This window comes from Sphingomonas sanguinis, assembly GCF_019297835.1.
Taxonomy (GTDB): domain Bacteria; phylum Pseudomonadota; class Alphaproteobacteria; order Sphingomonadales; family Sphingomonadaceae; genus Sphingomonas; species Sphingomonas sanguinis_D.
On sequence record NZ_CP079203.1, the window covers coordinates 2,080,763 to 2,103,553 of the forward strand.

The 22,791-nt window shown below is 66.7% G+C and carries 26 protein-coding genes; 4 read left to right on the forward strand and 22 right to left on the reverse strand.

Translation table 11 applies throughout. The features are described 5' to 3' along the window. Positions 1-11 precede the first annotated feature (11 nt). The 9 genes from aguB to KV697_RS09720 all read right to left on the reverse strand — a co-directional run bounded on the left by aguB (position 12) and on the right by KV697_RS09720 (position 7,880). The gene (aguB, locus tag KV697_RS09680; RefSeq protein ID WP_219021086.1) at positions 12-860 is read right to left on the reverse strand and encodes an N-carbamoylputrescine amidase; all 849 of its coding nucleotides are present in this window, start codon (positions 858-860) and stop codon (positions 12-14) included. Between the two features lie 33 nt (positions 861-893). Beyond that, complete coding sequence (locus KV697_RS09685; RefSeq protein WP_219021087.1) at positions 894-1,904, reverse strand: hypothetical protein; 1,011 nt, start codon at positions 1,902-1,904, stop codon at positions 894-896. A 53-nt stretch (positions 1,905-1,957) separates the two neighbouring features. After that, positions 1,958-2,410 (reverse strand): hypothetical protein, encoded by a 453-nt coding sequence (locus KV697_RS09690; RefSeq protein WP_219021088.1) that lies wholly within the window; start codon positions 2,408-2,410, stop codon positions 1,958-1,960. 114 nt (positions 2,411-2,524) lie between these two features. Then, positions 2,525-3,499, reverse strand: coding sequence for an agmatine deiminase family protein (locus KV697_RS09695; protein WP_219021333.1), 975 nt, complete (start codon positions 3,497-3,499; stop codon positions 2,525-2,527). 26 nt (positions 3,500-3,525) lie between these two features. Continuing rightward, positions 3,526-5,157, reverse strand: a complete 1,632-nt coding sequence (locus tag KV697_RS09700; protein ID WP_219021089.1) for a M28 family metallopeptidase — start codon at positions 5,155-5,157, stop codon at positions 3,526-3,528. A 12-nt stretch (positions 5,158-5,169) separates the two neighbouring features. Beyond that, positions 5,170-6,030, reverse strand: coding sequence for a Brp/Blh family beta-carotene 15,15'-dioxygenase (locus KV697_RS09705; protein ID WP_219021090.1), 861 nt, complete (start codon positions 6,028-6,030; stop codon positions 5,170-5,172). Then, positions 6,030-6,725, reverse strand: coding sequence for a bacteriorhodopsin (locus KV697_RS09710; RefSeq protein WP_184103333.1), 696 nt, complete (start codon positions 6,723-6,725; stop codon positions 6,030-6,032). The genes KV697_RS09705 and KV697_RS09710 overlap by 1 nt, the downstream gene beginning before the upstream one ends. 156 nt (positions 6,726-6,881) lie before the next feature. Beyond that, the gene (gene rpsD / locus KV697_RS09715; RefSeq protein WP_042490485.1) at positions 6,882-7,496 is read right to left on the reverse strand and encodes a 30S ribosomal protein S4; all 615 of its coding nucleotides are present in this window, start codon (positions 7,494-7,496) and stop codon (positions 6,882-6,884) included. A gap of 159 nt (positions 7,497-7,655) precedes the next feature. Then, positions 7,656-7,880 carry a hypothetical protein gene (locus KV697_RS09720; RefSeq protein ID WP_219021091.1) on the reverse strand — a complete coding sequence of 75 codons (225 nt, stop codon included), beginning with the start codon at positions 7,878-7,880 and terminating at the stop codon, positions 7,656-7,658. 104 nt (positions 7,881-7,984) lie between these two features. Between KV697_RS09720 and KV697_RS09725 the strand changes: the two genes are divergently transcribed. Then, on the forward strand, positions 7,985-8,293 hold the full coding sequence (locus tag KV697_RS09725) for a chorismate mutase (RefSeq protein WP_219021092.1): 309 nt from the start codon (positions 7,985-7,987) through the stop codon (positions 8,291-8,293). A gap of 200 nt (positions 8,294-8,493) precedes the next feature. On the opposite strand, the gene KV697_RS09730 is transcribed toward KV697_RS09725, so the two are convergent. The 6 genes from KV697_RS09730 to rpiB form a co-directional block, all read right to left on the reverse strand. Next, a complete protein-coding gene (locus tag KV697_RS09730) occupies positions 8,494-9,225 on the reverse strand; it encodes an RNA methyltransferase (RefSeq protein ID WP_306822691.1) in 732 nt (243 codons plus the stop codon). A gap of 3 nt (positions 9,226-9,228) precedes the next feature. Then, positions 9,229-9,549 carry a GIY-YIG nuclease family protein gene (locus tag KV697_RS20280; protein ID WP_306822692.1) on the reverse strand — a complete coding sequence of 107 codons (321 nt, stop codon included), beginning with the start codon at positions 9,547-9,549 and terminating at the stop codon, positions 9,229-9,231. Between the two features lie 149 nt (positions 9,550-9,698). Next, a complete protein-coding gene (gene nrdR / locus KV697_RS09735) occupies positions 9,699-10,166 on the reverse strand; it encodes a transcriptional regulator NrdR (protein ID WP_219021093.1) in 468 nt (155 codons plus the stop codon). Beyond that, a complete protein-coding gene (locus KV697_RS09740) occupies positions 10,167-10,358 on the reverse strand; it encodes a hypothetical protein (protein WP_183950027.1) in 192 nt (63 codons plus the stop codon). 11 nt (positions 10,359-10,369) lie between these two features. Then, entirely contained in the window at positions 10,370-11,668 is a 1,299-nt protein-coding gene (gene glyA / locus KV697_RS09745) for a serine hydroxymethyltransferase (protein ID WP_219021094.1), read from the reverse strand. Between the two features lie 17 nt (positions 11,669-11,685). Then, the gene (gene rpiB / locus KV697_RS09750) at positions 11,686-12,129 is read right to left on the reverse strand and encodes a ribose 5-phosphate isomerase B (protein WP_219021095.1); all 444 of its coding nucleotides are present in this window, start codon (positions 12,127-12,129) and stop codon (positions 11,686-11,688) included. Between the two features lie 62 nt (positions 12,130-12,191). Here rpiB and KV697_RS09755 point away from each other — a divergent pair, with 62 nt between their 5' ends. Together KV697_RS09755 and KV697_RS09760 are read left to right on the forward strand one after the other, a co-directional pair. After that, on the forward strand, positions 12,192-12,731 hold the full coding sequence (locus KV697_RS09755) for a hypothetical protein (protein WP_219021096.1): 540 nt from the start codon (positions 12,192-12,194) through the stop codon (positions 12,729-12,731). 44 nt (positions 12,732-12,775) lie between these two features. Continuing rightward, positions 12,776-13,324, forward strand: coding sequence for a Uma2 family endonuclease (locus tag KV697_RS09760; RefSeq protein WP_219021097.1), 549 nt, complete (start codon positions 12,776-12,778; stop codon positions 13,322-13,324). A 35-nt stretch (positions 13,325-13,359) separates the two neighbouring features. Here the strand turns inward: KV697_RS09760 and KV697_RS09765 are convergent, their stop codons facing one another. Then, the gene (locus KV697_RS09765; RefSeq protein ID WP_219021098.1) at positions 13,360-14,127 is read right to left on the reverse strand and encodes an enoyl-CoA hydratase/isomerase family protein; all 768 of its coding nucleotides are present in this window, start codon (positions 14,125-14,127) and stop codon (positions 13,360-13,362) included. 373 nt (positions 14,128-14,500) lie between these two features. Here KV697_RS09765 and KV697_RS09770 point away from each other — a divergent pair, with 373 nt between their 5' ends. Further along, positions 14,501-15,280, forward strand: a complete 780-nt coding sequence (locus tag KV697_RS09770; protein ID WP_219021099.1) for an SDR family NAD(P)-dependent oxidoreductase — start codon at positions 14,501-14,503, stop codon at positions 15,278-15,280. Between the two features lie 131 nt (positions 15,281-15,411). Here KV697_RS09770 and rarD read toward each other — a convergent pair whose 3' ends face one another. The 6 genes from rarD to KV697_RS09800 form a co-directional block, all read right to left on the reverse strand. Continuing rightward, on the reverse strand, positions 15,412-16,305 hold the full coding sequence (gene rarD, locus KV697_RS09775; RefSeq protein WP_219021100.1) for an EamA family transporter RarD: 894 nt from the start codon (positions 16,303-16,305) through the stop codon (positions 15,412-15,414). A gap of 44 nt (positions 16,306-16,349) precedes the next feature. Then, the gene (locus KV697_RS09780; protein WP_257575809.1) at positions 16,350-16,580 is read right to left on the reverse strand and encodes a hypothetical protein; all 231 of its coding nucleotides are present in this window, start codon (positions 16,578-16,580) and stop codon (positions 16,350-16,352) included. Between the two features lie 160 nt (positions 16,581-16,740). Continuing rightward, complete coding sequence (locus KV697_RS09785; RefSeq protein ID WP_219021101.1) at positions 16,741-18,042, reverse strand: dihydrolipoamide acetyltransferase family protein; 1,302 nt, start codon at positions 18,040-18,042, stop codon at positions 16,741-16,743. Position 18,043: 1 nt separating this feature from the next. Further along, complete coding sequence (locus tag KV697_RS09790) at positions 18,044-19,051, reverse strand: alpha-ketoacid dehydrogenase subunit beta (protein ID WP_219021335.1); 1,008 nt, start codon at positions 19,049-19,051, stop codon at positions 18,044-18,046. Between the two features lie 187 nt (positions 19,052-19,238). Continuing rightward, positions 19,239-20,534, reverse strand: a complete 1,296-nt coding sequence (locus KV697_RS09795) for a 3-methyl-2-oxobutanoate dehydrogenase (2-methylpropanoyl-transferring) subunit alpha (protein ID WP_219021102.1) — start codon at positions 20,532-20,534, stop codon at positions 19,239-19,241. A 237-nt stretch (positions 20,535-20,771) separates the two neighbouring features. Then, entirely contained in the window at positions 20,772-22,739 is a 1,968-nt protein-coding gene (locus KV697_RS09800; protein WP_219021103.1) for a sialate O-acetylesterase, read from the reverse strand. Positions 22,740-22,791 lie beyond the last annotated feature (52 nt).

The following is a 22,791-nucleotide window of genomic DNA, read 5'->3' on the forward strand; positions in this document are numbered from 1 at the left end:
GGAATTTAAGCTCAGATATCCTGGACCAGCCGCCCGTAAAGTTCGGGCCGCCGGTCGCGGAAGAAGCCGAACGCCGCGCGGTGGCGCTTCACCCGCTCGATGTCGAGCGTGGCGACGATCACGCCCTCTTCCTCGCGGTCGAGTTCGGCCAGGATGTCGCCGCGCTCGTCGCAGATGAAGCTGGTGCCGTAGAAGGTCTGGCCGTGCTCGCAGCCGACGCGATTGGCGGCGACGATCGGCACGACGTTGGACACGGCATGACCGACCATCGCACGGCGCCACAGCCGCGCGGTGTCGAGGCTGTCGTCATGCGGCTCGCTGCCGATCGCGGTCGGATAGAACAGGATTTCCGCGCCCATCAGCATCATCGCGCGCGCCGTCTCGGGATACCATTGGTCCCAGCAGATGCCGACGCCCAGCTTGGTCGCGGGGCCGTCCCACACCTTGAACCCGGTATTGCCGGGGCGGAAATAGAATTTCTCCTCATAGCCCGGACCATCCGGGATATGGCTCTTGCGATAGACGCCCGCGACCTTGCCGTCCGGGTTGACCATCGCCAGCGAGTTATAATGATGCGGCCCGTCCGCCTCGAAGAAGCTGGTCGGGATATGGACCTTCAGCTCGGCGGCCAGTTCCTGCATCGCGCGCACCGCCTGATGCTCGGCGGTCGGCTTGGCGTTGGTGAACAGTCCCTCGTCCTCGACGCGGCAGAAATACTCGCCCTCGAACAATTCGGGCGGCAGGATCACCTGCGCCCCCCGGGACGCCGCCTCGCGGACGAGGCGCGACACCTCGGCGATGTTGCGGTCGATATCGGCGGTAAAGGCCAGTTGCAGCGCGGCGACGGTGATCTGGGTCATGGCCCTGCCCTTTAATGGCTCCGTACGCGGGCGTCACCCCGCTTCCGCATCCAACCTGGCCCGCAAGGCATCGAGAAACGGCCCTGGCTCGTCCAGCCGCAACGCCACCGCCCGCACCGGATCGCGCCTCCACCGCGAGCGCGGCGGCAAGGGCTCGGACAGGCGGATCAGCATGTTGGGCCAGGCGAGCAGCGCGATGTTCCAGCTATCGAGTGCGCGCACCGTCTCGCCATCGGGATTGGCCGTCACCGCCGCGATCGCCGCATAGGAGATGGTCCGGTCGACCAGCAGTCCGGCCCGCAGCCGCACCCCCGCCGGGGTGAGCAAAACCGGCGACAGGCGCAGCGACTTGATGAGCCCGATCAGGTACAGCAGTGACACATCGCTGATGACGAACATCACCATCGCCGCGGTCCGGCTCCAATGCGCGACCAGCAGGTGGGTGACGGTGATCTCGATGCAGGAAATGACCAGCAGCGCGACCATCATCGGTTGCAGATGGCGGTGATAGGCAAAACCCTGCGCCCCCGCCGGGATGTCGGGCACCGCGCGCCAGCGGAACAGCGCGAGGTGGAGCAGCCGGGCCTCCGCCAGCGCCAATCGCACCAGCGGCCGGGGCAGCATCTCCTCCAGCAGCGCCGACCAGCGATCCGGATCGGCCGGGTTCCACGCCCGCAGCCGCGCCGCCACCCGCCATAGCCCCCATCCGCCATGCAGCGCGATCGCGACGACCGGAACCATCATCGCCCAGGGCATGGTGAACAGCGCCGCCCGGATCGGCGGCGGCGACAGGCTGAGCACCGCCATGCCCGCGGACGCCATCGCAGCGATTCCCGCGCGCCAACCCGGCCGACGCGTCCGGCTCAACAGCCCCAGCATCATCGCGTCCGAGGCGATCCACAGGAACAGCAGCGCCGCGGCGCGGGGATGGACCTGCGCAATCGGCAGGCGAAGCAACGCGGCCGCGCCGACGATGACCAGGACAGGCGCAATCATGGGCAGGATCGGACGATCAAACCCGTTGGCGGATCGGACGGCGGTCATGGCGACTCCCCTGATCGGTGGCGCCGCGATGCTAACCCCTGCCGCCCCCCGCGTCACGCCGTCATGCGGGATGCCGGGGCGGGATCGAACAGGATGTAGCGCAGGACCACCGGATAGAAGCTTGTCATCTTCAGATCGCACAGCGCCATCAGTCGTTGGTACAGCAGGCGCGTCACGCCGACATATTCGCTCCACTGCTCCTCGATGGCGCGCGCGGTCCAGATGCCGATATGTTTGGAATAGGTCAGGCGCAGCTCGCGCGTCTCGACCACGATCGCCTCGCATCCGGGGATGCTGGCCATCAGCCGCCGTTCGCGCAGCGGCGTCAGCAGCAGTTCGTCCTCGGTCTTGAGATGCTTGGTGATGACCTGCGCGATCCGCGTGCGGGCCGGGCCCAGCAGCGGTGCGGCCTCGGCATAGCTCTTTTCGAACAGGTCGACGAGATCGCGGACGGCCCGCGCGATGTCCTCATGCTGGGCGCGGAGCAGATTGATGGTGACTTGCAAGGCGTGGTTCCGATCCCGGACGGGTGAATGCACCATCCTAACCGACCCACGGTTTATGCACGGTAAAGGGAAAGGCCCGCGCGTCGAGGCAGACGCACGGGCCGAGGAACGAAATCAGGCGATGGTCGGAATCTGCTGCGAGATGCAGTGGAAGCTGCCGCCGCCGGTCAGGATCGCATCGGCGCGCAGGCCCACGACCTGGCGGTCGGGGAAGATCGCCTGGATCGCGGCGACCCCGGCATCGTCATTCTCGCTGCCATAAAGCGGCACGACGACAGCGGCATTGCCGATGTAGAAGTTCATATAGCTGGCGGGCACGACCTCGTCGTCGCGCAGCACGCGGCCCGGCGACGGGATGGCGACGACCTCCAGACCGGCGGCCTGCGCGTCGCGCTTGGCGGCGGCATAGACCTGCCAGTTGGGATCATTCTCGGCGGCTTCGGGAATGGCGACGCGGTTGGGGCCGACGAAGCGCGCCAGATTGTCGACATGGCCATCGGTATGGTCGTTGAGCAGGCCGTTGCCCAGCCACACGATCCGGGTCAGCCCCAAGTCTCCGGCCAGCCGCTCGGCGATCGCGCCCTCGGTCAGGTCGGGGTTGCGATTCGGGTTGAGCAGGCACTGGCGCGTCGTCACGACCAGCCCGGTGCCGTCCCCGTCGATCGCGCCACCTTCCAGCACCCATTCGCAACGGGTGGCGGAAAGCCCACGATCCTCGGCCAGCCGTGCACCGACCGTGTCGTCGCCGGGCAGGTCGTACTTGCCGCCCCAGCCGTTGAACTGGAACAGCCGTGCCGAGCCGTCGCCGGTGATGATCGGGCCGGTATCGCGCAGCCAGATATCGCCAAAGGGCTGGACGACCACGTCCGCCATGTCGCCCGCCATCGCACGTGCGGCATCGGCCGCCTCGCCATCGGCGGCGACCAGGATCACCCGCTCGCCCCGGCCATCGGCATGGACGGCGCGGGCAAAGGCCAGCACCTCCTCGCGCGCAGGGTCGAGATCCTCTTCCCACAGCTCCGGATGGCTGGGAAAGCCGATCCATACGGCGTCATGCGGGGCCCATTCGGGCGGCGGGGGCGTGGTCACGGTTGGCGTGGTCACCGATGGCGTGGTCACTGGACGTTCTTCCTGCTTTGATCGCGAATGCCGCGAAATTCGGCGGTGGGATACCAGTTGGGCCACAGGCCCGGCCGGTCGGCGAGCGTCCTGCCCAATTGATAATAGACCGTCAAATCTTCGACCGCACCCGACCAATCCCAGCGAGGATCATATTCGTCGGCGGGCTTGTGATAGCGGTTGGCCACATAGTCCTCGGACGCCGCCTTGCCCGCCGCGACGCCCCCCATCACCTTGTCTTGCCCCGAGCCGCCGTCGAGCATCGGCACGCCCAGCTTGGCGAACGAGAAATGGTCGGAGCGGTAATAGCTGCCACGCTCGGGATTGGCCTCCTCGCCGATATAGCGGCCTTGGGCGCCGACCAGCGACTTGGCGAGGTCCTCGATCTCGGACTTGCCCTTGCCGACCAGCACGAAGTCCTTCGACCGGCCCGTCACGTTCAGCCCGTCCATGTTCACCCCGCCCACGGTGCGGGCGAGCGGGAAGACGGGATGCTGCGCATAATAGCCCGAGCCGAGCAGCCCGCTTTCCTCCGCCGTCACCGCCAGGAACGCGATGGAGCGCTTGGCCGGTCCCGCCTTGGCTTGCGCCTCGGCCAAAGCGACCAGCCCCGCCACGCCGGTCGCATTGTCGAGCGCGCCGTTGCAGATATCGTCGCCATCCACCGCGTCGCAGCGGCCCAGATGGTCCCAATGCGCCGAATAGAGGACGTAATCGCCCGGCTCGGTGGTCCCCGGCAGGACGCCGATCACGTTCTTCGATGCCTGACGCCGGATTGTGTTGGTGAAGCCGCCCGATAGGGTCAGGCCGAGCGGCACCGCCTTGAACCCCTTTTGCTGCGCCGCCTTGGTCAGCGTGGGCAAGTCCTTGCCCGCCGCCTTCAGGATATTCTGCGCCACCGCCTCCTGAATCCAGCCGATGACCTGGCTCTGGTCCTGATGGTCGCCCGGCTCGTCCAGCTCCAGCTGCGGCCCGGTCCAGGAGGACTGCACCACCGCCCAGGGGTAAGCGGCGGGTTCGGTCTGGTGGACGATCAGCGCCGCGGCGGCGCCGTGCCTAGCGGCATTCTCGAACTTGTAGGGCCAGCGACCATACCAGGTCATGGCGCGGCCCTCGAACGGCCCTTCGCGGCCCATGGTCTGCCAGTCGGCATCGTTGATCAGGATGACCACCGTCTTGCCGCGCACATCGACCCCGGCATAATCGTCCCAGCCCTTTTCGGGCGCGGTGATGCCGTATCCGACAAAGACCAGCTCGCTGTCCTTCACGTCGATGCGCGGGGTCACGCGATAGGTGCCGACGACCATATCGGTGCGATAGGCGAGCGGAATGGGCGCTCCCTTACCCTTGACGGTGAAGGGCTGGACGTCGGTGGCGGTGATCTCCACCATCGGCACGTCCTGGGTCCAGCTGCCCTTGTTGCCGGGCTTCAGGCCCGCCTTCTGAAAGCGGTCGATGATGTACGCCACCGTCTTGTCCTCGGCCGGGGTGGTCGGCGCGCGGCCTTCATATTCGTCGGAGGACAGGGTCTGGGTGACCGTCTTCAGCGTGTCGACCGAGATGGCGGGCTTGTCCTGCGCCATCGCGGTGCCGGAGAGTAGGAGGGACAGGATAAGCAGACGGCGCATGATGATTTCCCCTTATGTTTGGGGATGTTGTGCCCGGCCGCTGATCGCGGGGCAAGAGTATGCGACGGGACGGCCTGCCCGCCCCTCGAACCAGGGTGTCACAAGCAGATGGGGCATCGCCAAGGCCGCGATACCGGCAAACAGGGCGCGGACGCCGGTCCCCTCCCGATCGACAAAAAATGCTCCCACCGCCGCCGCGATGAGAAGGGCCGCCAGGAGGACGGGGCCGACCGCCCGGAAATAGGCGCGATGGCTGACGCAGCCGATCTCTTTCCGCCGCTGAGCGGTCTGCGGAAGGGCGTGCAGAACCAGAAAGCCGATCGAAAAACCGATTAGCGGCGGCAGAACCAACAGGGCGCCGGTGCCGACCAGCAGGCGCCCGTCGCGGCGCCGTATCGCCATGATCAGGACCAGCGCCGTCGCAACGGCTCCGCCACCGATCAGCAGGAAAAGCACGGTCGTCGAAATGTCATGGCCTGCCGCAAAGGCGAGAATGTCGCCATAACCCTCGCGATGCAGGATCGCCGGCGTCGCCACCAGCGAGATGCCCCGCGCCGCCCGCTCCGGCAGACCGCCATGGGGCGCATCCTCCACCCCAAAATGAATGGCCGAGGCCGCCAGGAACAGGGGCAATGCAATCTCAGGGTATCCCGTCCACCACGCCAGGCAGATCAGGGACACGGAGACATATAGGAACAGGAACAGGGGACGGCGGCCCGGCGCGACGATCGCCAGATCGCTGGCGCCATGCGCCATGCCGAGGACACCGATGGCCAGGATCGCAAAGCCCAGCTGGATGGGCAAGGAACCGGCGGAGGCGGCCAGCGCCGCCCCCGCCAACATGGTCCAGCCGATCACCGGGGCGCGGGTCATCAGGCGCGATGGTCGTGCAGCGCCGTCTTCAGATTGGCGGCCGCATAGAAGGCGTAGACGACCTTCGCCAGCACATCCATGATCAGGATCGCCCAAACCGACGTCGGATCGCTGATGATCTTTAGTCCTTCCGGCCCGACCAGGAAGACGATCGGGTACAGGAACCAGATCACGGTCAGGAACACGACGTTTTTCCGATAGGCCGTGCCCAGGGCTTCGCCTCGTTCGGCCGCCATTGCGCGCAGCGGAACCCACAGCAGATACAGCACGCCGACAAAGGCTGCGCACGACCAGAGATACCATACCCATTTCAGCACGGGCACGAGCGCCAGCGACGAGATCAGGCCGGTGACGATCATAAGGACGTCGAGGACGATGATCGCGGTCAGATAGCCGCCGACCTCCCCCGTCTTGCCCCGCTCGTGAAAGGCCAGCAGCACCAGGCTGGCGAGCAGGATCGGCGTCGTGACGGACCAGTCGGCGTAACGGGCCAGATAGGTCACCGATCCGTCGATGTTGATCAGCGTGCCGATGCCAAAGGCCATGGCAAGATAGGCCGTCGCGGCGATAAATGGCACGGCGGCATGGAGCAATGTGTGATGCAGCGACGGCGACGTCTTGCTGCCTTTTGCGTAAATGGCCAGCGAGGCCAGAGACATGATCGTGAAGCCGATCAGGAACGCCATCCAATCCATCTGCAACCCTCCGGTTAAGGGGCGACAGTGGGCCGACCCATTACCTGAACAGCGCATCGGGTTTGTCGATCCGGCATGAAGCAAATGTTAGAATGGAAAACAAAAAGAGCGGCCCCGAAGGACCGCCCTTTCCGAAACTTCGGTAAGACCCGAAACTTAGCGCGAATAGAATTCGACGACCAGGTTCGGTTCCATCTTCACCGGATAGGGCACCTCGTCCAGGGTCGGAATGCGGGTCAGCGCGACCTTGGTGTTGCCGTCGGCGGTGACGTAGTCGGGCACTTCACGCTCGGCGAGCTGCTGTGCTTCCATGACCAGCGCCATTTCGGTCGCCTTCGAACCCAGCGAGATCTCGTCGCCGACGAAGCAGCGACGCGACGCGATGTTGCACTTCACGCCGTTGACGCGGATGTGGCCGTGGCTGACCAGCTGGCGCGCGGCGAAGATCGTCGGCGCGAACTTGGCGCGGTACACGATCATGTCCAGGCGCTGCTCGAGCAGGCCGATCAGGTTCTGCGAGGTATCGCCCTTCATGCGGGCGGCTTCCTGGTAGCAGGCCTTGAACTGCTTCTCGGTCACGTCGCCATAATAGCCCTTCAGCTTCTGCTTGGCGCGCAGCTGCAGACCGAAGTCCGACATCTTGCCCTTGCGACGCTGACCGTGCTGGCCGGGGCCGTATTCACGCTTGTTGACGGGGCTCTTGGGGCGGCCCCAGATGTTCTCGCCCATACGGCGATCGAGCTTGTACTTTGCGCTCTGACGCTTCGACATGTGTAATCCTTGGCAATTACGAACGACGTTGGTCCCGGTATCGCACCATGCAAGCCTTTATGGGGACAAGCGCAGGCCCACCGCTTCACCGGGATGCGGGGGCAATTGCGAAGCGGCGCGCCTAGACGACACGCACGCCGGAGTCAAGCGAAGCGGTGGTCAGCGCCCCGCGGCGGTGTTCAGCCGATCGGTCGCGTTTTGCACGTCGTTGCGCGCATTGGCGGCGATCTCGTCCCATTCCGCCTGGGTCTTGCAGATCCGCTTGGACGCCAGGCGCGAGCCGGTGGTTTCCTGAACCCGGCAGATTTTCCTCTCCTTCACCGGGGCGGGCGCGGGTTCGGCCTGTTGCCCGGTCAGGGCCAGCAGCAGCAACGCGGTCAGCATCGTCCTATCTCCCCATTCGAACGCAGCGCCATGCTAACCCGCGCCCGCTCCGATCGGCAAGCCGGACTGGACAGCACGGACGCCACCCGGCAGAGCCTTGGAACATGACCCAGATTCTCGCCGGACCCGATTGCACCACCATGGCGGAGGTCCGCGCGGGCGTGGACCAGCTCGACCGCGAGTTGGTCGCCCTGCTCGCGCGCCGCTTCGCCTATATGGACGCCGCCGCCCGGATCAAACCGACCCGCGACCGCGTGCGCGACGAGGACCGCAAGCGCCAGGTGATCGACCAGGCCCGAGCCGAAGCGCAGCGCCTGGGCGTGCCCGAGGCGGTGGTGGCCGATATCTGGGAAGTGCTGGTCGAAGGTTCGATCGCCTATGAGCTGGCGACGTTCGACCGGACGCGGGGGTAAGCGCCCCCTCCCCTTAACCCCCGCCCGTTCAGGCTGAGCCCTTCGGCTGGCTGGCAAGCCAGCCGCTCAGGATAAACTTCGGCGCTTTGCGCCGAAGTCGAAGCCCACGCCCCGACCTCCGCCACAGGTAGCGTTTGGCGAACGCCATCCCTTGGGCTTCGACTTCGCTCAGCCGGAACGGAGGTGGGGGACTTTCCCCTTTATCGCTGACGCGGCCGCGCCAGCGTCGACAGCACGCCGCGCAGCGTCCGCACTTCCTGGCTCGACCAGCCGGGCTTCGTCAGCAGGGTGCGCAGGGTGCGCTTGCTCGCAGGCGTCCGGTCGGGCGGGAAAAAGAAGCCCGCATTCTCCAGCATATCCTCCAGCTGACCGATCATGCCGTCCAGTTCGCCCTGCGGCGCGACTTCGGGCAGTTCGACTTCGGGCGGCTGGGCCAGTGCGATCCCCTTCGACCATTCATAGGCGATCAGGATCACCGCCTGCGCCAGGTTCAGGCTGCCGAATTCGGGGTTGATCGGCACGGTGACGATCTTGCGCGCGATGGCCACATCGTCGGTTTCCAGCCCCGAGCGCTCCGGCCCGAACAGGAAGGCCGCGCGGCCCACAGCGTCGGCATGGATTTCGCGCGCCGCCTCTTCCGGGGTGACGACCGGCTTGGTCACGCCGCGCTTGCGGACGGTGGTGGCATAGACCTGCGAACAGTCGGCGACCGCATCGGCGACGCTCTCATAGACCTTGGCCTGTTCCAGCACGATGTCGGCGCCCGACGCCGCCGGTCCCGCCTGCGGATTGGGCCAGCCGTCGCGCGGGGTGACGAGGCGCATCTCGACCAGCCCGAAATTCAGCATGGCACGCGCGGCCTTGCCGATATTCTCGCCAAGCTGCGGGCGGACCAGGACGATGACGGGGGGCTGGGATTGGGGCTGGGACAAAATTCAATCTTCCGTTCGCCCTGAGCGAAGTCGAAGGGCACGTTCGGCGCGGGGTATCGCGGCTTCTTTTAGCGCCGTCCAGTCGGTTGCGATCAGGGCGGTCTTCTTGGCGCGAGGCCAACCCTTGATCTGGCGTTCGGCAGCGAGGGCTTCGTGGCGCGTTGGGAAGTCCTGCGACCACGCCAGTTCGATCGGGCGGCGGGTCTGGGTGTAGCAGGGGACGTCGCCGGTCTGATGCTGGGCGATGCGGTGTTCGAGGTTTTCGGTGTGGCCGGTGTAATAGCTGCCGTCGGAGCAGCGGAGGATGTAGCAATAGAAGGCCATTCCCTGAGGCTATCGCTTCCCAGGTTGAGGGCAAGGGATTCCCTTGGGCTTCGACTTCGCTCAGCCTGACCGGCTGTTTGTACAATCTGCTATTCAATACCTCCGTTCAGGCTGAGCGAAGTCGAAGCCCACGCCCGGACCTCACCAAATCACTCCCCCCGAGGAGCCACTTCTTCCACCGTCCCGGCGAACGCCTCGAAATCCCTGGCCTCGCCGAACTCGCGGTACACGCTCGCGAACCGGATATACGCCACCGAGTCGAGGCCCTTCAGCCCCTCCATCACCATCTCGCCGATCCGCTTGGACGACACCTCGCCCTCGCCGCTCGTCTCTAGCTGGCGCTGGATTCCGGAGACGAGCTTCTCCACCCGCACCGGATCGATCGGCCGCTTGCGCGTCGCGATGGAAATCGAGCGGAGCAGCTTTTCCCGGTCGAACGGTTCGCGCCGGTCCTCGCTCTTCAACACGAACAGCTCGCGCAGCTGGATGCGCTCGAACGTGGTGAAGCGCGCGCCGCAGCCTTCGCACTGGCGGCGGCGGCGGATCGCCGCCCCATCTTCGGTGGGGCGGCTATCCTTTACCTGACTGTCTTCATGGCCACAAAAGGGGCAGCGCATTCAGATCTTCTTCTTCGCCTTGAAATAGGCGTAGCCGGCACCCGCCGCCGCGCCGAAGATCGGGCCGACGAACGGCACCGGGATCGCGACGACGGCGCCGAGCGCGCCCCACTTCGCCATGCTCTTGCCCAGGCCCGGCGTCGACTTGATGTCGCTCTGCACCTCGGCAAATTTCTGGTCGAACTTGGCCATTTGAAACGTCCTTATCCCTGGTAGATCGGAAAGCGCGCGCAAAGCTCGCGCACACGGGTCCGAACGTTCGCCTCGACCTCAGGATCCCCATGCTCGCCCTTGGCCTTCAGACCGTCGAGCACATCGGCGACCATATGGCCGATCTGTTCGAACTCGGCCGGACCGAAACCGCGCGTGGTCCCAGCGGGCGAGCCGACGCGGATGCCGCTGGTCTTCATCGGGGGGAGCGGATCGTTGGGGATGCCGTTCTTGTTGCAGGTGATGCCGGCCCGCTCCAGCGCCTCGTCGGCGTCGCGGCCGGTGATGCCCAGCGGGGTCAGGTCGACCAGCGCCAGATGCGTGTCGGTGCCGCCCGCGACCAGATTCGCCCCGCGCGTCTTCAGCGTCGCCGCCAGCACGCGGGCATTCTCCACGACCGCCGCGATATAGGTCTTGAACTCCGGCTGGAGCGCTTCGCCGAACGCGACCGCCTTGGCGGCGATAACGTGCATCAGCGGACCGCCCTGAAGACCGGGGAAGACCGCCGAGTTGATCTTCTTCGCGATCGCCTCGTCATTGGTCATGATCATGCCGCCGCGAGGACCTCGCAGCGTCTTGTGCGTGGTGGTGGTCACGACATGCGCATGGCCGAACGGGGTCGGGTGCAAACCGCCCGCGACGATGCCCGCGAAGTGCGCCATGTCGACCATGAAATAGGCGCCGACCTCGTCCGCGATGGCGCGGAACTTGGCGAAGTCGATGACGCGCGGATAGGCCGAGCCACCCGCGATGATGATCTTGGGCTGGCTCTCGCGCGCGATCCGGGCGACCTCGTCATAATCGATCAGGTGCGTCTCGGGATCGACGCCATACTGGACCGCGTTGAACCACTTGCCCGACAGCGCCGCCTTGGCACCGTGCGTCAGATGGCCACCGGCGTCGAGCGACAGGCCCATGATCGTGTCGCCGGGCTTGGCCAGCGCCAGCATGACAGCGCCGTTCGCCTGCGCGCCCGAATGCGGCTGGACGTTGACGAAGTCGCAGCCGAAAATCTGCTTGGCACGGTCGATCGCCAGCTGCTCGACCTCGTCCGACGGCGCGCAGCCCTGATAATAGCGCTTGCCCGGATAGCCCTCGGCATACTTGTTGGTGAAGACGGACCCTTGCGCTTCCATCACCGCCTTGGAGACGATGTTCTCGGAGGCGATCAACTCGATCTGGGTCTGCTCGCGTTCCAGCTCGTGCGCGACACCGGCGAAGACGGCGGGGTCGGCATCGGCGAGGGTGCGGGTGAAGAAACCGGCGGGCTGGACGTCGTTAAGCGTGCTCATGAGGGTATCCTTGGCGTTCAATTCTGGGCGGGCGCAGTGGACAGCATGTCGACACGGCGCTGATGACGTCCGCCCTCGAACGGGGTGGACAGAAAGGCTTCGAGGCAGGCCTTGGCCATTTCCTCGCCGATGACGCGCGCGCCCATAGCGATGGCGTTGGCGTCGTTATGCTGACGGGCGAGCGCGGCCGACAGCGGCTCGGACACGAGCGCGCAGCGGCAGGCGGGGTTGCGGTTAGCCGCGATCGAGATACCGATGCCCGATCCGCACAGCGCGACGCCGCGTTCGGCGCGCCCATCGGCCAGCGCTTCGCCGATCGCGCGGCCGAAATCGGGATAGTCGACGCTGGCGGTCCCGTCGGTCCCCAGGTCCAGTACCTCATGACCCTGTTCGCGCAGCCAGTCCGCCAGCACGACCTTCAACGAGACGGCGGCATGATCGGATGCGATCGCGATGCGCATGGGACGGGCGCTCCAGGCAGATGGGGATGGAATGGGTGCGCCTTTACGCGCGTGCGGGGTGAATGGCTACCCCTTCGCGGACGGGCCGCGACACACGCTGGCGCTGGGAAACTGCGGGGGGGAACGCGCCGTCCGGTTCGGCTGTTCTGCGCGCCATGAAGCGCATCCTGATCCTCGCCGCCTTATGCTCCCTGCCCGCCTGTTCGCGCGAGACGCCGGACGAGGTGAAGAACGCGGCGGCGCCGACGAACACCCCCAGCGGCGCCGCCACGGCCGGTCCGGCCGGGGACGGATCGACCTTCACCGGCCTGCCGAAGAAAAAGGCGCCCGATTATGTCGGACGCTATGTCGGGGTGGAGGGCATGTATCTGACCATCCGGCATGCCGCGACGCCGGGCCGCTATCGCCTGGAGATGCAATGGGACCTCGACCACAAGGGCGAGTTCCGGGGCGAGCAGGTCGGCGACACCATCGTCTTCGATCGCAATGGCGTGCGCGAGACGCTGCGCCCGACGAACGGCGATGCGACGGGGCTGAAATATCTGGCGGGCAAGACCGAATGCCTGACGGTGAAGCCGGGCGAAGGCTATTGCAGAAAATAGGGCGCGGCTAGGCTCGCCCAGGCCGTCATGATAGGATCGCCACCGTGAACCAACTGGCCCGCCTCTCCCCGGACACCCGCGCCCGCTTCACCAGCGCAGAATTCCTGCACATGGTCGAAAGCGGGGCGTTCGAGGGCATGAAGGTCGAACTGATCGAGGGGGAGCTGGAACGGATGAACCCGCCAATGAACGGTCATTCCGCGGCTCAAGCCCATGTCGTCTTCTATCTTGCCCAAAAGATGGGACCAGCCCTGGTCCGTGGCGAAACGGGCCTGATGCTGAACGACTCGACCGTCGTGGCGTGCGACGCAGCCCTGCTCCGCGCGCCCGTCGCCGAAAATCGCTTCCTCACCCCGGCGGACCTGTTGCTGGTGGTCGAGATCGCGCAGACGACGCAAGCGCGCGATCTGGGGCTGAAGCGGATGCTCTATGCGCGCGCCGACATCCCCACTTACTGGGCGATCGACGGCACACGCCGCATCATCCATGTCCATGCCGAACCGGTGGACGGGGAATATACCAGCGTCCGCACCGTGCGGTTCGGCGAAGCCTTGCCGGTGCCGGGGAGCGATGCGGCGATCACGCTCGACTGACGGCCCCCGGTTTTCGGATCGGCGCGACGCGTCTCTCAGCGCCCCTGAAAGCGCCCCGGACGCCGCTCGGTAACGGCGCGCACGCCTTCGGCGAAATCCTCGGTGCGCATCAATATCGCCTGTTCGGCCAGTTCATGATCGGTCGCCGCCTCGACCAGAGCGCGCAAATCCCCCCGCAACGTCCGCCGGGTCGACGCCACCGCGAGCGGCGCGGTGCCCGCGATCTCGTGCGCCAGCGCCAGCGCGGTCGCCTCCAGCATGTCCGCCGACACCAGCTGGTCGACCAGCCCCCAGCCCTCCGCCTCCTCGCCCCGGATGCGCCGCCCGGTCAGCAGCATCATTGACGCCCGCTGGCGGCCGATCACCCGCTCCAGCACCGCCGAGATGCCGAAGCCCGGATGCAGCCCGAGCTGGACGAAATTCGCCACGAACCGCGCCTCGGGTGTCGCGATGCGGAAGTCAGCGACCAGCGCCAGCCCCAGCCCCGCGCCGACCGCCGCCCCCTGCACCGCCGCGACCACGGGCGTCGCCACCCCGAACAGCCGCGCCGCCGCCATGTAAAAGGGGCTGCGCTCGCCCGGCGGCAACGGATCGGCGACCGGGTTCGCGTTCACCAGGTCCGCGCCCGCGCAAAATACCCGACCTTCTGATCGAAGCAGGATGGCGCGAATCGCCGGGTCCGAATCCGCAGCGTCGAACGCTTCCGCCAATTGCAAAATGGTTCCCAGTCCAAGATGATTATTTGGCGGATTCCGTAGCGTCAGGATGGCGACAGGGCCGTCATGATGGATTTCGATGGTCATGCCCTCCTATTAGCCCGCCTGGAGCACCCGATGCCAGCACCATACCCGTTGCTCGAAAGACACAGCCGCAGGACTTCTTTCGCGCGCGTGCAAACAGGTGCTTGAGCCCATCGCCCGGACCGGATTAGAGAATGGCCATGTCAGGGTGACCGGCCGAACACGGGACGGCGCCTAGGCATCGGGAGCCAAGCGCTCCGTGCCGGGAGGGGATGCCGGGCGGCCTGGAAAACGGGCCGCCCTTTCCCCCACGCCCGACCTCACCCAAATTGCCGACGACGATCTCACGGAACCCGCCTCCGCGATGCGGATTGCTAAGGGTCTGGATTTGGCGGCGGCTGGCCGAAGGCATGGCCGCTTCTTGGGAGACATGGCGATGCCCGACACCATCCTGATTACCGGCGCCTCGGCCGGCCTGGGCGCGGATTTCGCGCGGGCGCTGGCGAAGAAACCCGTGACGCTGGTGCTGACCGCCAGGCGGACCGACCGGCTGGCAGCGCTGGCGCAAGAACTGGGCGCGCGGCCGGATGTCGAGGTGCATGTCGTTTCCGCCGATCTGGGACGGCCCGAAGGGGTGAAGGCGCTGCTCGACGGGATCGCCGACCGGGGACTGGTGGTGGATACGCTCATCAACAATGCCGGGTTCGGCGCGCTGGGCGACTTTGCCGACAGCGATCTGGCGACGCAGATGGGGATGATCGATCTCAACGTCCGGGCCTTGGTGACGCTGACCCATGCCGTCCTGCCGCCTATGCTGGCGCGCGGGCGGGGGCGCGTGCTGAACGTCGCGTCGACCGCCGCCTTTCAGCCGGGGCCGTATATGGCGGTCTATTATGCCAGCAAGGCGTTCGTGCTGCACTTTTCGGAGGCGCTGCACGAAGAGGTACGCGCACGCGGCGTGACGGTGACCGCGCTGTGTCCGGGGCCGACGAAGACCGAGTTCGCCGATGTCGCGGGCATGGCCGAAACGCCGCTGTTCGAGCGCTTCGCTTCTGGGTCGGAACAGGTGGTGCGCGATGGCCTCGCCGCGCTGGAGCGGGGGGACGCGGTGATGGTGTCGGGGCTGCTCAACCGGCTGACCGCCGCCAGCACGCGGGTCGCGCCGCGCGGAGTGCTACGGCGGGCGGTCGCCAAATTGCAGGGTGGGCGGAGGTGATTTTTGGTCCGCGCAGAGATGTTTAGACGAGCCTGACCGGCACCCTCCTATCAACCCGCAGACAAAGCCGCGCTGATGACAGGGAAGGCCGCCTTCGGCTGGGCAATCTCCCTCTGCGCCTCCGCGCGAACCTATTCCGCCGTCACCGGCGTCCGGCTCCCCCGTACGCTATCGAAGGCGTAAAGCGCACACCCCGTCCAGATCAGCGCAAAGGTGACGATGTGCACCGGCTTCAACGGCTCGCCGAACAGCAGCACGGCCTGCGCGAATTGCAGGGTCGGGGACATATATTGCAGCAGCCCGAGCGTGGCGTAGCGCATCCGCCGTGCCGCCGCCGCGAACATCAATAGCGGCGCCGCCGTCACCGCGCCCGCCAGGATCAGCAGCATGTCGAGATGCCGATCCACCCCGAACGCCGCCGTCCCGTGGCCGCTCGCCTGGAACAGCACGAACAGCGCAGGCGCGGCGAGCAGCAGCGTCTCGACCGTCAGCCCGCCCAGTGCATCGATCGCCGCGATCTTGCGCACGAAGCCGTAGAAACCGAAGGAAAGCGCCAGCGCGAGCGAGATGCCGATCGCGCCGCCGCCATGGATCGCCAGCACCGCCACGCCCATTGCGGCGACGCCGACCGCAATCGCCTGCCCCCGCCGGATCCGTTCGCCAAGCAGGGTGACGCCCAGCACGACATTGACCAGCGGGTTGATGAAATAGCCCAGGCTGGCTTCGAGCACATGGTTGTTCTGGACCGACCAGATATAGATCAGCCAGTTGACCGCGATGAGCGCCGCGCTGGCGCAGAGCAGCAACAGGGTACGCCCCCGCGCCGCCGCGATGATCGCCTTGCCCCGCCGCGCGACCTGCACGACGATCGCCAGCAACAGCAGCGACCACAGGATGCGATGCGCCAGCACCTGAAGCGCGGGCACACCCTTCAACAGCTTGAGATAGAGGGGCAATATACCCCAGCTGATATAGGCGCCGATGCCCAGCAACAGGCCGGTGCGCGCATTATGATCGGTCGTCATGCCGCCCCCTGTTCACGCTTGGGGGGCGGATGGCAAGCCGGGCGTTACCCCGCGACCATGCCCTTCACCTTCACCGCGCCGCCCAGATTGACGACTCGGCCGGATACCATGCCGGTGATCCGCACGGTCGCGCCGCGCTCGACGATGACGTCGCCGGCCACCATGCCCTTGATCGTGGCGTGCACGCCCGAGGCGACGATGACGTCACCGCCGACCATCCCGCGCACCGTCCCGTCCGACGTCATTTCCAGCGATCCCGCCGTCATTCCGCGCATGGCATCCTCCTGTCTCGAGGATAGGACGCGCGCCCGGCGGATAGGTTCACGCATGGCCTTCGACTTCGCTCAGGCTGAACGGATGTTGGGAAAAAACACCAACGCCGTTCACGCTGAGCGAAGTCGAAGCGCACGCCCCGCCTTCGCCCAGCGCGCAACCTCAATCCGCGAACAGCATCACCGGCGTCTCCAGCAACCGCTTCAGCGCCTGGACATAGCTTGCCGCGTCATAACCATCGACGACCCGGTGGTCGCAGCTGATCGACAGGTTCATCAGCTTGGCCCGCGCGATCGTCTCGCCACCGCGCCCGTCGGAGCGGAAGACCGGCCGCTCGACGATACGATTCGGGCCGATGATCGCCACCTCGGGCCGGTTGATGACCGGGGTCGTCGCAATACCGCCCAGCGGCCCCAGCGAGGTCAGGGTGATCGTGCCGCCACCCATGTCGGTGCTGGCGATGCTGCCTGCACGCGCGGCCTCGGCAAGGCGGCCGATCTCCGTCGCCAGCTGCCAGACATTGCGGCTCTCGGCATTGCGGATGACGGGGACCATCAGCCCGGCGGGGGTCTGCGTCGCCATGCCCATATGCACCGCGCCCGAACGGTTCACCACGCCCGCCTCGTCGTCATAACGCGCGTTGAGCATCGGGAAGTCGGGCAGCGTCTTGCAGATCGCGACGATGAGGAGCGGCAGCATCGTCAGCTTGGGCCGGCTGCCCCGCCCTGCGTTCAGCTGCGCACGCGTCTCCTCCAGCGCGGTGACGTCGATTTCCTCGACATAGGTGAAGTGCGGGATGGAACGCTTGGAGGCGGCCATGTTCTCGGCGATCCGGCGGCGCATGCCGATGACGCGCACGGCTTCGTCGGCGCGGGGGGCACGGGCGGGGGTATAGCCCTGGCCCGAGCCATAGCGCAGGAAGGCGTCGAGGTCCGAATGGCGCACCCGGTCGCCCTCGGCGGGCTTCACGCTGGCAAGGTCGACGCCCAGGTCCTGTGCGCGGGCCCGGACGGCGGGCGAGGCCAACACCTTCTTCTCCTGCTCCCTCTCCCCTTGTGGGAGAGGGTCGGGGTGAGGGGTGGCCACGGGGGACGTCGCTTGCGGCGCCCCCTCACCCCGCCCCTCTCCCACAAGGGGAGAGGGAGTTGGCGCTTCTTCGACGCCGGGATTTTCCGCCTCCAGCACCGATTCCTCGGTCGCAGGCGACGCGGCTTCCTCCACCGCATCGGTCTCGATCACCATCAGCGCTGATCCGATCGGCACCTGATCGCCGACCTCGCCCGCCAGTTCGACGACGGTGCCCGACACCGGCGATTCCATCTCGACGGTCGCCTTGTCGGTCATCATGTCGGCGACCGACTGGTCCTCCTCGACCCGGTCGCCGAGCTTGACGTGCCAGGCGACGATCTCGGCCTCGGAGATGCCTTCGCCGATGTCGGGCAGGCGGAAGGTGAAACGAGCCATGTCAGGCGTCCTTCAACAAGGTCTTGAGCGCCTGGCCGATACGGACCGGGCCAGGGAAATAGGCCCATTCCAGGCTGTGCGGATAGGGCGTGTCGAAGCCGGTCACGCGCGCGATCGGCGCTTCGAGGTGATAGAAGCAGCGTTCCTGGACCAGCGCGGACAGCTCCGCACCGTACCCGCCGGTGCGCGTCGCCTCGTGCACGATCATGCAGCGGCCGGTCTTCTTCACCGACGCCTCGATCGCATCGATGTCGAGGGGGACGAGCGTGCGCAGGTCGATGATCTCGGCATCCACGCCCATCTCGGCGACCACGGCGGCGCAGACATGGACCATCGTGCCGTAGCACAGGATCGTCACCGCCTCGCCTTCGCGCACCGTCGCCGCCTTGCCCAGCGGGATGCGGTAATAGCCGGTCGGGACTTCGCCGCCGGGATGCTTGGACCAGTTCTCCGCCGGGCGATCCCAATGGCCGTTGAACGGGCCGTTATAGATGCGCTTGGGCTCGAAGAAGAGGACGGGGTCATTGTCCTCGATCGCGGCGATCAACAGACCCTTGGCGTCATAGGGCGTCGCCGGGATCACCGTCTTTATCCCTGAGACATGGGTGAAGATGCCCTCCGGCGACTGGCTGTGCGTCTGGCCGCCGAAGATGCCGCCACCGAAGGGCGAGCGCACCGTGATCGGCGCGGTGAACTCGCCCGCCGAGCGATAGCGCAGCCGCGCCGCCTCGCTGACCAGCTGGTCGAGCGCCGGGTAGATATAGTCGGCGAACTGGATCTCGGGCACCGGGCGCAGGCCATAGGCCCCCATACCGACCGCGACGCCGATGATGCCGCATTCGGTGATCGGCGTGTCGAACACGCGGGTCTTGCCATACTTCTTCTGGAGACCCGCAGTCGCGCGGAAGACGCCGCCGAAATAGCCGACATCCTCGCCCATCACGACCACATCCGGGTCGCGCGCCATGACCACGTCCATGGCGGAATTGATCGCCTGGATCATGTTCATGCGGGTGGTTTCGCCCGTTTCGGGCACGGTTACGGTGACTTCGTTCACAGGACAGAACCCTTACCAGCACCGTTCCCCGGCGAAGGCCGGGGTCCAGTTGCGGTGTCATCGCGGCGGGGCGGCGGGGCGCGCCACAGGCTGCGTGGCGACTGGGCCCCGGCCTTCGCCGGGGAACAGGCGACGGCCGTCACTTCCGCGCCCATGGCCGTCCGCTCGCTTCTTCCTCGTCGAGCATCTGCTGGCGCTGCTCGCGCAAATGCCAAGGCATCTCCTCAAATACACCGTCGAACAGGCTGTCGAGCGGCTGGTGCAGGCCGTGGCCGAGGATACCGTTCGCCTCGGCCGCCTTTTGCGCGGCGCGGACCTCCTCGGCGACTTCGCGGTCCTGCGCGGCGTGGCGCTCTTCGTCCCATTCGCCCAGGCCGATCAGGTGATCCTTCAACCGCCGGATCGGATCGCCCAGCGGCCAGGCGGTCGGTTCACCCGCCGAGCGATATTGCGTCGGATCGTCCGAGGTGGAGTGCCCCTCGGTGCGATAGGTGAAATGCTCGATCAGCGTCGCGCCCTGGTTGGTCCGCGCGCGCTCGGCGGCCCATTGGGTGGCGGCATAGACCGCTAGCGCGTCGTTGCCGTCGACCCGAAGACCCGCAATGCCATAGCCGATCGCCCGCGCTGCAAAGGTCGTCGCCTCCGCGCCCGCGAAGCCCGAAAAGCTGGAGATCGCCCACTGGTTGTTGACGACGTTCATGACCACCGGCGCACGGTAGACGGCGGCAAAGGTGCAGGCCGAGTGGAAGTCGCCCTCCGCCGTCGAACCCTCGCCGCACCACACGGCGGCAATGCGGGTGTCGCCCTTGGCGGCCGAGGCCATCGCCCAGCCCACCGCCTGCGGATATTGCGTCGTCAGATTGCCCGAGATCGAGAAGAAGCCAGCCTCTTTCGCCGAATACATGATGGGCAACTGCTTGCCGCCCAGCCGGTCCGCGCTGTTGGAATAGATCTGGTTCATCATGTCGACCAGCGGCCAGTCGCGCGCGATCAACAGCCCCTGCTGGCGATAGGAGGGGAAACACATATCCTCATAATCCAGCGCATGGGCGGCGGCGACGGCGACCGCCTCCTCGCCCAGCGCCTTCATATAGAAGCTGGTCTTGCCCTGACGCTGGGCGCGGAACATGCGTTCGTCAAAGGCGCGGAGCAGCACCATGTGGCGCAGCATCCGGCGCAGGCGATCGGGCGAGAGCTTAGGGTCCCAGGGACCGACCGCGCGGCCCTCCTCATCCAGCACGCGGATCAGCGTATAGGCGAGTTCATGGAAGCTGTCGGCGGGCGCGGCGGTGTCGGGGCGGCGCTGCGCTCCGGCGGGCGGAACCTCGACACTGGCGAAGTCGACCGCATCGCCCGGCCGAAATTTCGGCTCAGGGACATGCAGCTGCAACGGGGCCAGGTTGGCGCGCGAAATGCCTTCTGGCGGCACGGCCATGCTCTCTCCTCAACGCTTTGCCCGAGTCTGCTCGGGTCGTTGCTATCTTTCAACCGGATGACATTTTATTTCAAGCGCATTTTGGGGACGTTGGTCGGTCGAACGCGTCGAGTGGTGGTGTTTCCTGTGATGAACCACCCTCACCCTTCCGGCGCTTCGCGCCTCCCTCCCTCTCCCACTGGGAGAGGGAAGGGGCCCGCCCGCTTTAGCGGGTGGGAAGGGTGAGGGTGTTACAGGTCAGTTCCCCGTAATCGCCATCTCGAACGGCACCACCGGATGCGGGGCCTCGTCATAGAAATTGACCACCGGCGCATCGGCCCAGGCATAGCGCACCCGTACATCGCCCGGCTTCGCATCGGCCAGCCGCACTTCCGCCCCGTTCACCGTCGCATTGGCATAACGGCAGGCCGAGGCATCGCACAGCTCGAACCCGATCGGCGCGGCGGCGCTCCACGCATGAAGCGCGCCCTGCACACCGCTGAAGCGCAGCACCACCTCACTCCCTGCACGGGTCGCCGAGGCGATCATCGGCCCGGAGGCATTGGCACGATCACCCGCCTCCAGATGCTGTTCGGCGAAGACCAGCCGCTTGGCGAGTTCGTTCTTGTCGGCCGGATGGATGTCGTTGCGTACGCCGATATCGATCGTCGTCGCCAGCGCCGCATGGGGATCGCGCAGCACCGCCAGACGCTGAGTCTCGCGCAAGGCCGCCCAGCCGCTGTCGCCAATCCTGACCGGCGGCGATCCGAAATTGGCGAGCTGCACGATCAGGAAGGGTAATTCCGGGTTCTGGAACTGCCGCCGCCATCCGGTCATCAGCGCCGCCAGCCGATCGCCATAGCTGGCGAGACCGACATCGGACTCGCCCTGATACCAAGCGACGCCCTTCAACCCGATCGGCCCCAGCGGCGCGATCATACCGTTATAGAGCGTGCCCAGCCCTGCATGGCTTTCCCACGGGCTGCGGGGATAGCTCTGGTCGTTCGCCTTGTAGACCGAATAGCGCCAGCCGGTGCCGAGCGGGATCGGTTGCCCCCCGGCGGGCGTGAACCGGATATTGTCGGCGGGACCGAACATGCCGCCCGGACCATAGGTGTCACCCAGCCCGACGACGATCTCGTTATGCCCCTTCTTGAGCGCCGAACGCGGCACGGTGTAGCGCCGCCAGTCGCCCCAGCCGAAGGTCGCGCCGACGACCACGCCATTGATCCAGACGGTATCCAGCTCGTCGATCCCCGCCAGCTCGATCACCCCGTCGCCAGTGGGAGGGGTCGGCAGGTCGAAGCCCTGCCGGAACCAGACCAGGCCGTTGTAATCCGCGAGCGCGGGCACGCCCCATTCCTCCCAGGGGGAGAATTTGGGCACCGGTGTCCAGCTCAGCCGATCGGGCGCGTTCCATGGCTCCTGCCCGCGCTTCGTCCCGCTCGCCTTGCGCCACCAGTCGCCCCAGCGGTCGCCGAAGCTGCGCAGCCCCGCTGCATGGTCGCGGGCATAAAGCGCCAGCAGGTCGGCATCGGCGCTCAGGCCAGGCAGCTTGCGCGCATCGGTGGCATCGACCCAAGGCAGGATCTTGGTCCCGCCCCAGCTCGAATCGATCGCGCCCATCGGCACGTTCGACTTGGCGGCCAGATCCTTGACCATCAGATAGCAGGCGGCGGAGAAATCGGCGACGCTGGCGGGCGAAGCGGCGGCCCAGACCGGGCGCTTTTCCAGCGGCTCGTCGGCGGACAGGCCGACATGATGCGCCACGTCGAGCAGGCGGATATGGTCGTTGGCCGCACCCTTGACCAAACCCTCGCCGTTCAGCGCCTGCTTGGTCGGATATTCCATGTTGGACTGGCCCGAGCACAGCCAGACATCGCCGACCAACAGGTCGTCCATCGTGTCCACTGCGCCATCCTTGCCGGTGGCGGTCAGGGTCAGAGGCGTCGCGGTCGCCACCATGGCGGGCAAGGTGGCGCGCCACCGGCCCTTGCCATCGGCGGTCGCGCTGGCACTCGCCCCGCCCAGCGTCACGGTGACGCCCTCGCCCGCATCGGCCGCACCCTCGACGATGATCGGGCGGTCGCGCTGGAGGACGGCGTGCGCGCTCATCGGGGTCAGGATGCGCGGTCGCGCCTCCGCCATGGCGGGCCACGCTGCCGCCGTGCCCAGCAACACCATCAAACCCATGCGCCGCCCGGCGCCGGACCGTGAATGCCCCATCCGCATCTCATCCCTCTCCTATGCCCGGCTCGCGCCCGATTCCGCGCGGCCA

Bases quoted from the DNA above. Each gene is read 5' to 3' on its own strand.
- aguB (WP_219021086.1), bottom strand. From the start codon at position 860: ATGACCCAGATCACCGTCGCCGCGCTGCAACTGGCCTTTACCGCCGAT.
- KV697_RS09685 (WP_219021087.1), bottom strand. From the start codon at position 1,904: ATGACCGCCGTCCGATCCGCCAACGGGTTTGATCGTCCGATCCTGCCC.
- KV697_RS09700 (WP_219021089.1), bottom strand. From the start codon at position 5,157: ATGCGCCGTCTGCTTATCCTGTCCCTCCTACTCTCCGGCACCGCGATG.
- KV697_RS09705 (WP_219021090.1), bottom strand. From the start codon at position 6,030: ATGACCCGCGCCCCGGTGATCGGCTGGACCATGTTGGCGGGGGCGGCG.
- KV697_RS09710 (WP_184103333.1), bottom strand. From the start codon at position 6,725: ATGGATTGGATGGCGTTCCTGATCGGCTTCACGATCATGTCTCTGGCC.
- rpsD (WP_042490485.1), bottom strand. From the start codon at position 7,496: ATGTCGAAGCGTCAGAGCGCAAAGTACAAGCTCGATCGCCGTATGGGC.
- KV697_RS09720 (WP_219021091.1), bottom strand. From the start codon at position 7,880: ATGCTGACCGCGTTGCTGCTGCTGGCCCTGACCGGGCAACAGGCCGAA.
- KV697_RS09725 (WP_219021092.1), top strand. From the start codon at position 7,985: ATGACCCAGATTCTCGCCGGACCCGATTGCACCACCATGGCGGAGGTC.
- KV697_RS20280 (WP_306822692.1), bottom strand. From the start codon at position 9,549: ATGGCCTTCTATTGCTACATCCTCCGCTGCTCCGACGGCAGCTATTAC.
- nrdR (WP_219021093.1), bottom strand. From the start codon at position 10,166: ATGCGCTGCCCCTTTTGTGGCCATGAAGACAGTCAGGTAAAGGATAGC.
- KV697_RS09740 (WP_183950027.1), bottom strand. From the start codon at position 10,358: ATGGCCAAGTTCGACCAGAAATTTGCCGAGGTGCAGAGCGACATCAAG.
- glyA (WP_219021094.1), bottom strand. From the start codon at position 11,668: ATGAGCACGCTTAACGACGTCCAGCCCGCCGGTTTCTTCACCCGCACC.
- rpiB (WP_219021095.1), bottom strand. From the start codon at position 12,129: ATGCGCATCGCGATCGCATCCGATCATGCCGCCGTCTCGTTGAAGGTC.
- KV697_RS09755 (WP_219021096.1), top strand. From the start codon at position 12,192: ATGGCTACCCCTTCGCGGACGGGCCGCGACACACGCTGGCGCTGGGAA.
- KV697_RS09765 (WP_219021098.1), bottom strand. From the start codon at position 14,127: ATGACCATCGAAATCCATCATGACGGCCCTGTCGCCATCCTGACGCTA.
- KV697_RS09770 (WP_219021099.1), top strand. From the start codon at position 14,501: ATGCCCGACACCATCCTGATTACCGGCGCCTCGGCCGGCCTGGGCGCG.
- rarD (WP_219021100.1), bottom strand. From the start codon at position 16,305: ATGACGACCGATCATAATGCGCGCACCGGCCTGTTGCTGGGCATCGGC.
- KV697_RS09780 (WP_257575809.1), bottom strand. From the start codon at position 16,580: ATGCGCGGAATGACGGCGGGATCGCTGGAAATGACGTCGGACGGGACG.
- KV697_RS09785 (WP_219021101.1), bottom strand. From the start codon at position 18,042: ATGGCTCGTTTCACCTTCCGCCTGCCCGACATCGGCGAAGGCATCTCC.
- KV697_RS09790 (WP_219021335.1), bottom strand. From the start codon at position 19,051: ATGAACATGATCCAGGCGATCAATTCCGCCATGGACGTGGTCATGGCG.
- KV697_RS09795 (WP_219021102.1), bottom strand. From the start codon at position 20,534: ATGGCCGTGCCGCCAGAAGGCATTTCGCGCGCCAACCTGGCCCCGTTG.
- KV697_RS09800 (WP_219021103.1), bottom strand. From the start codon at position 22,739: ATGGGGCATTCACGGTCCGGCGCCGGGCGGCGCATGGGTTTGATGGTG.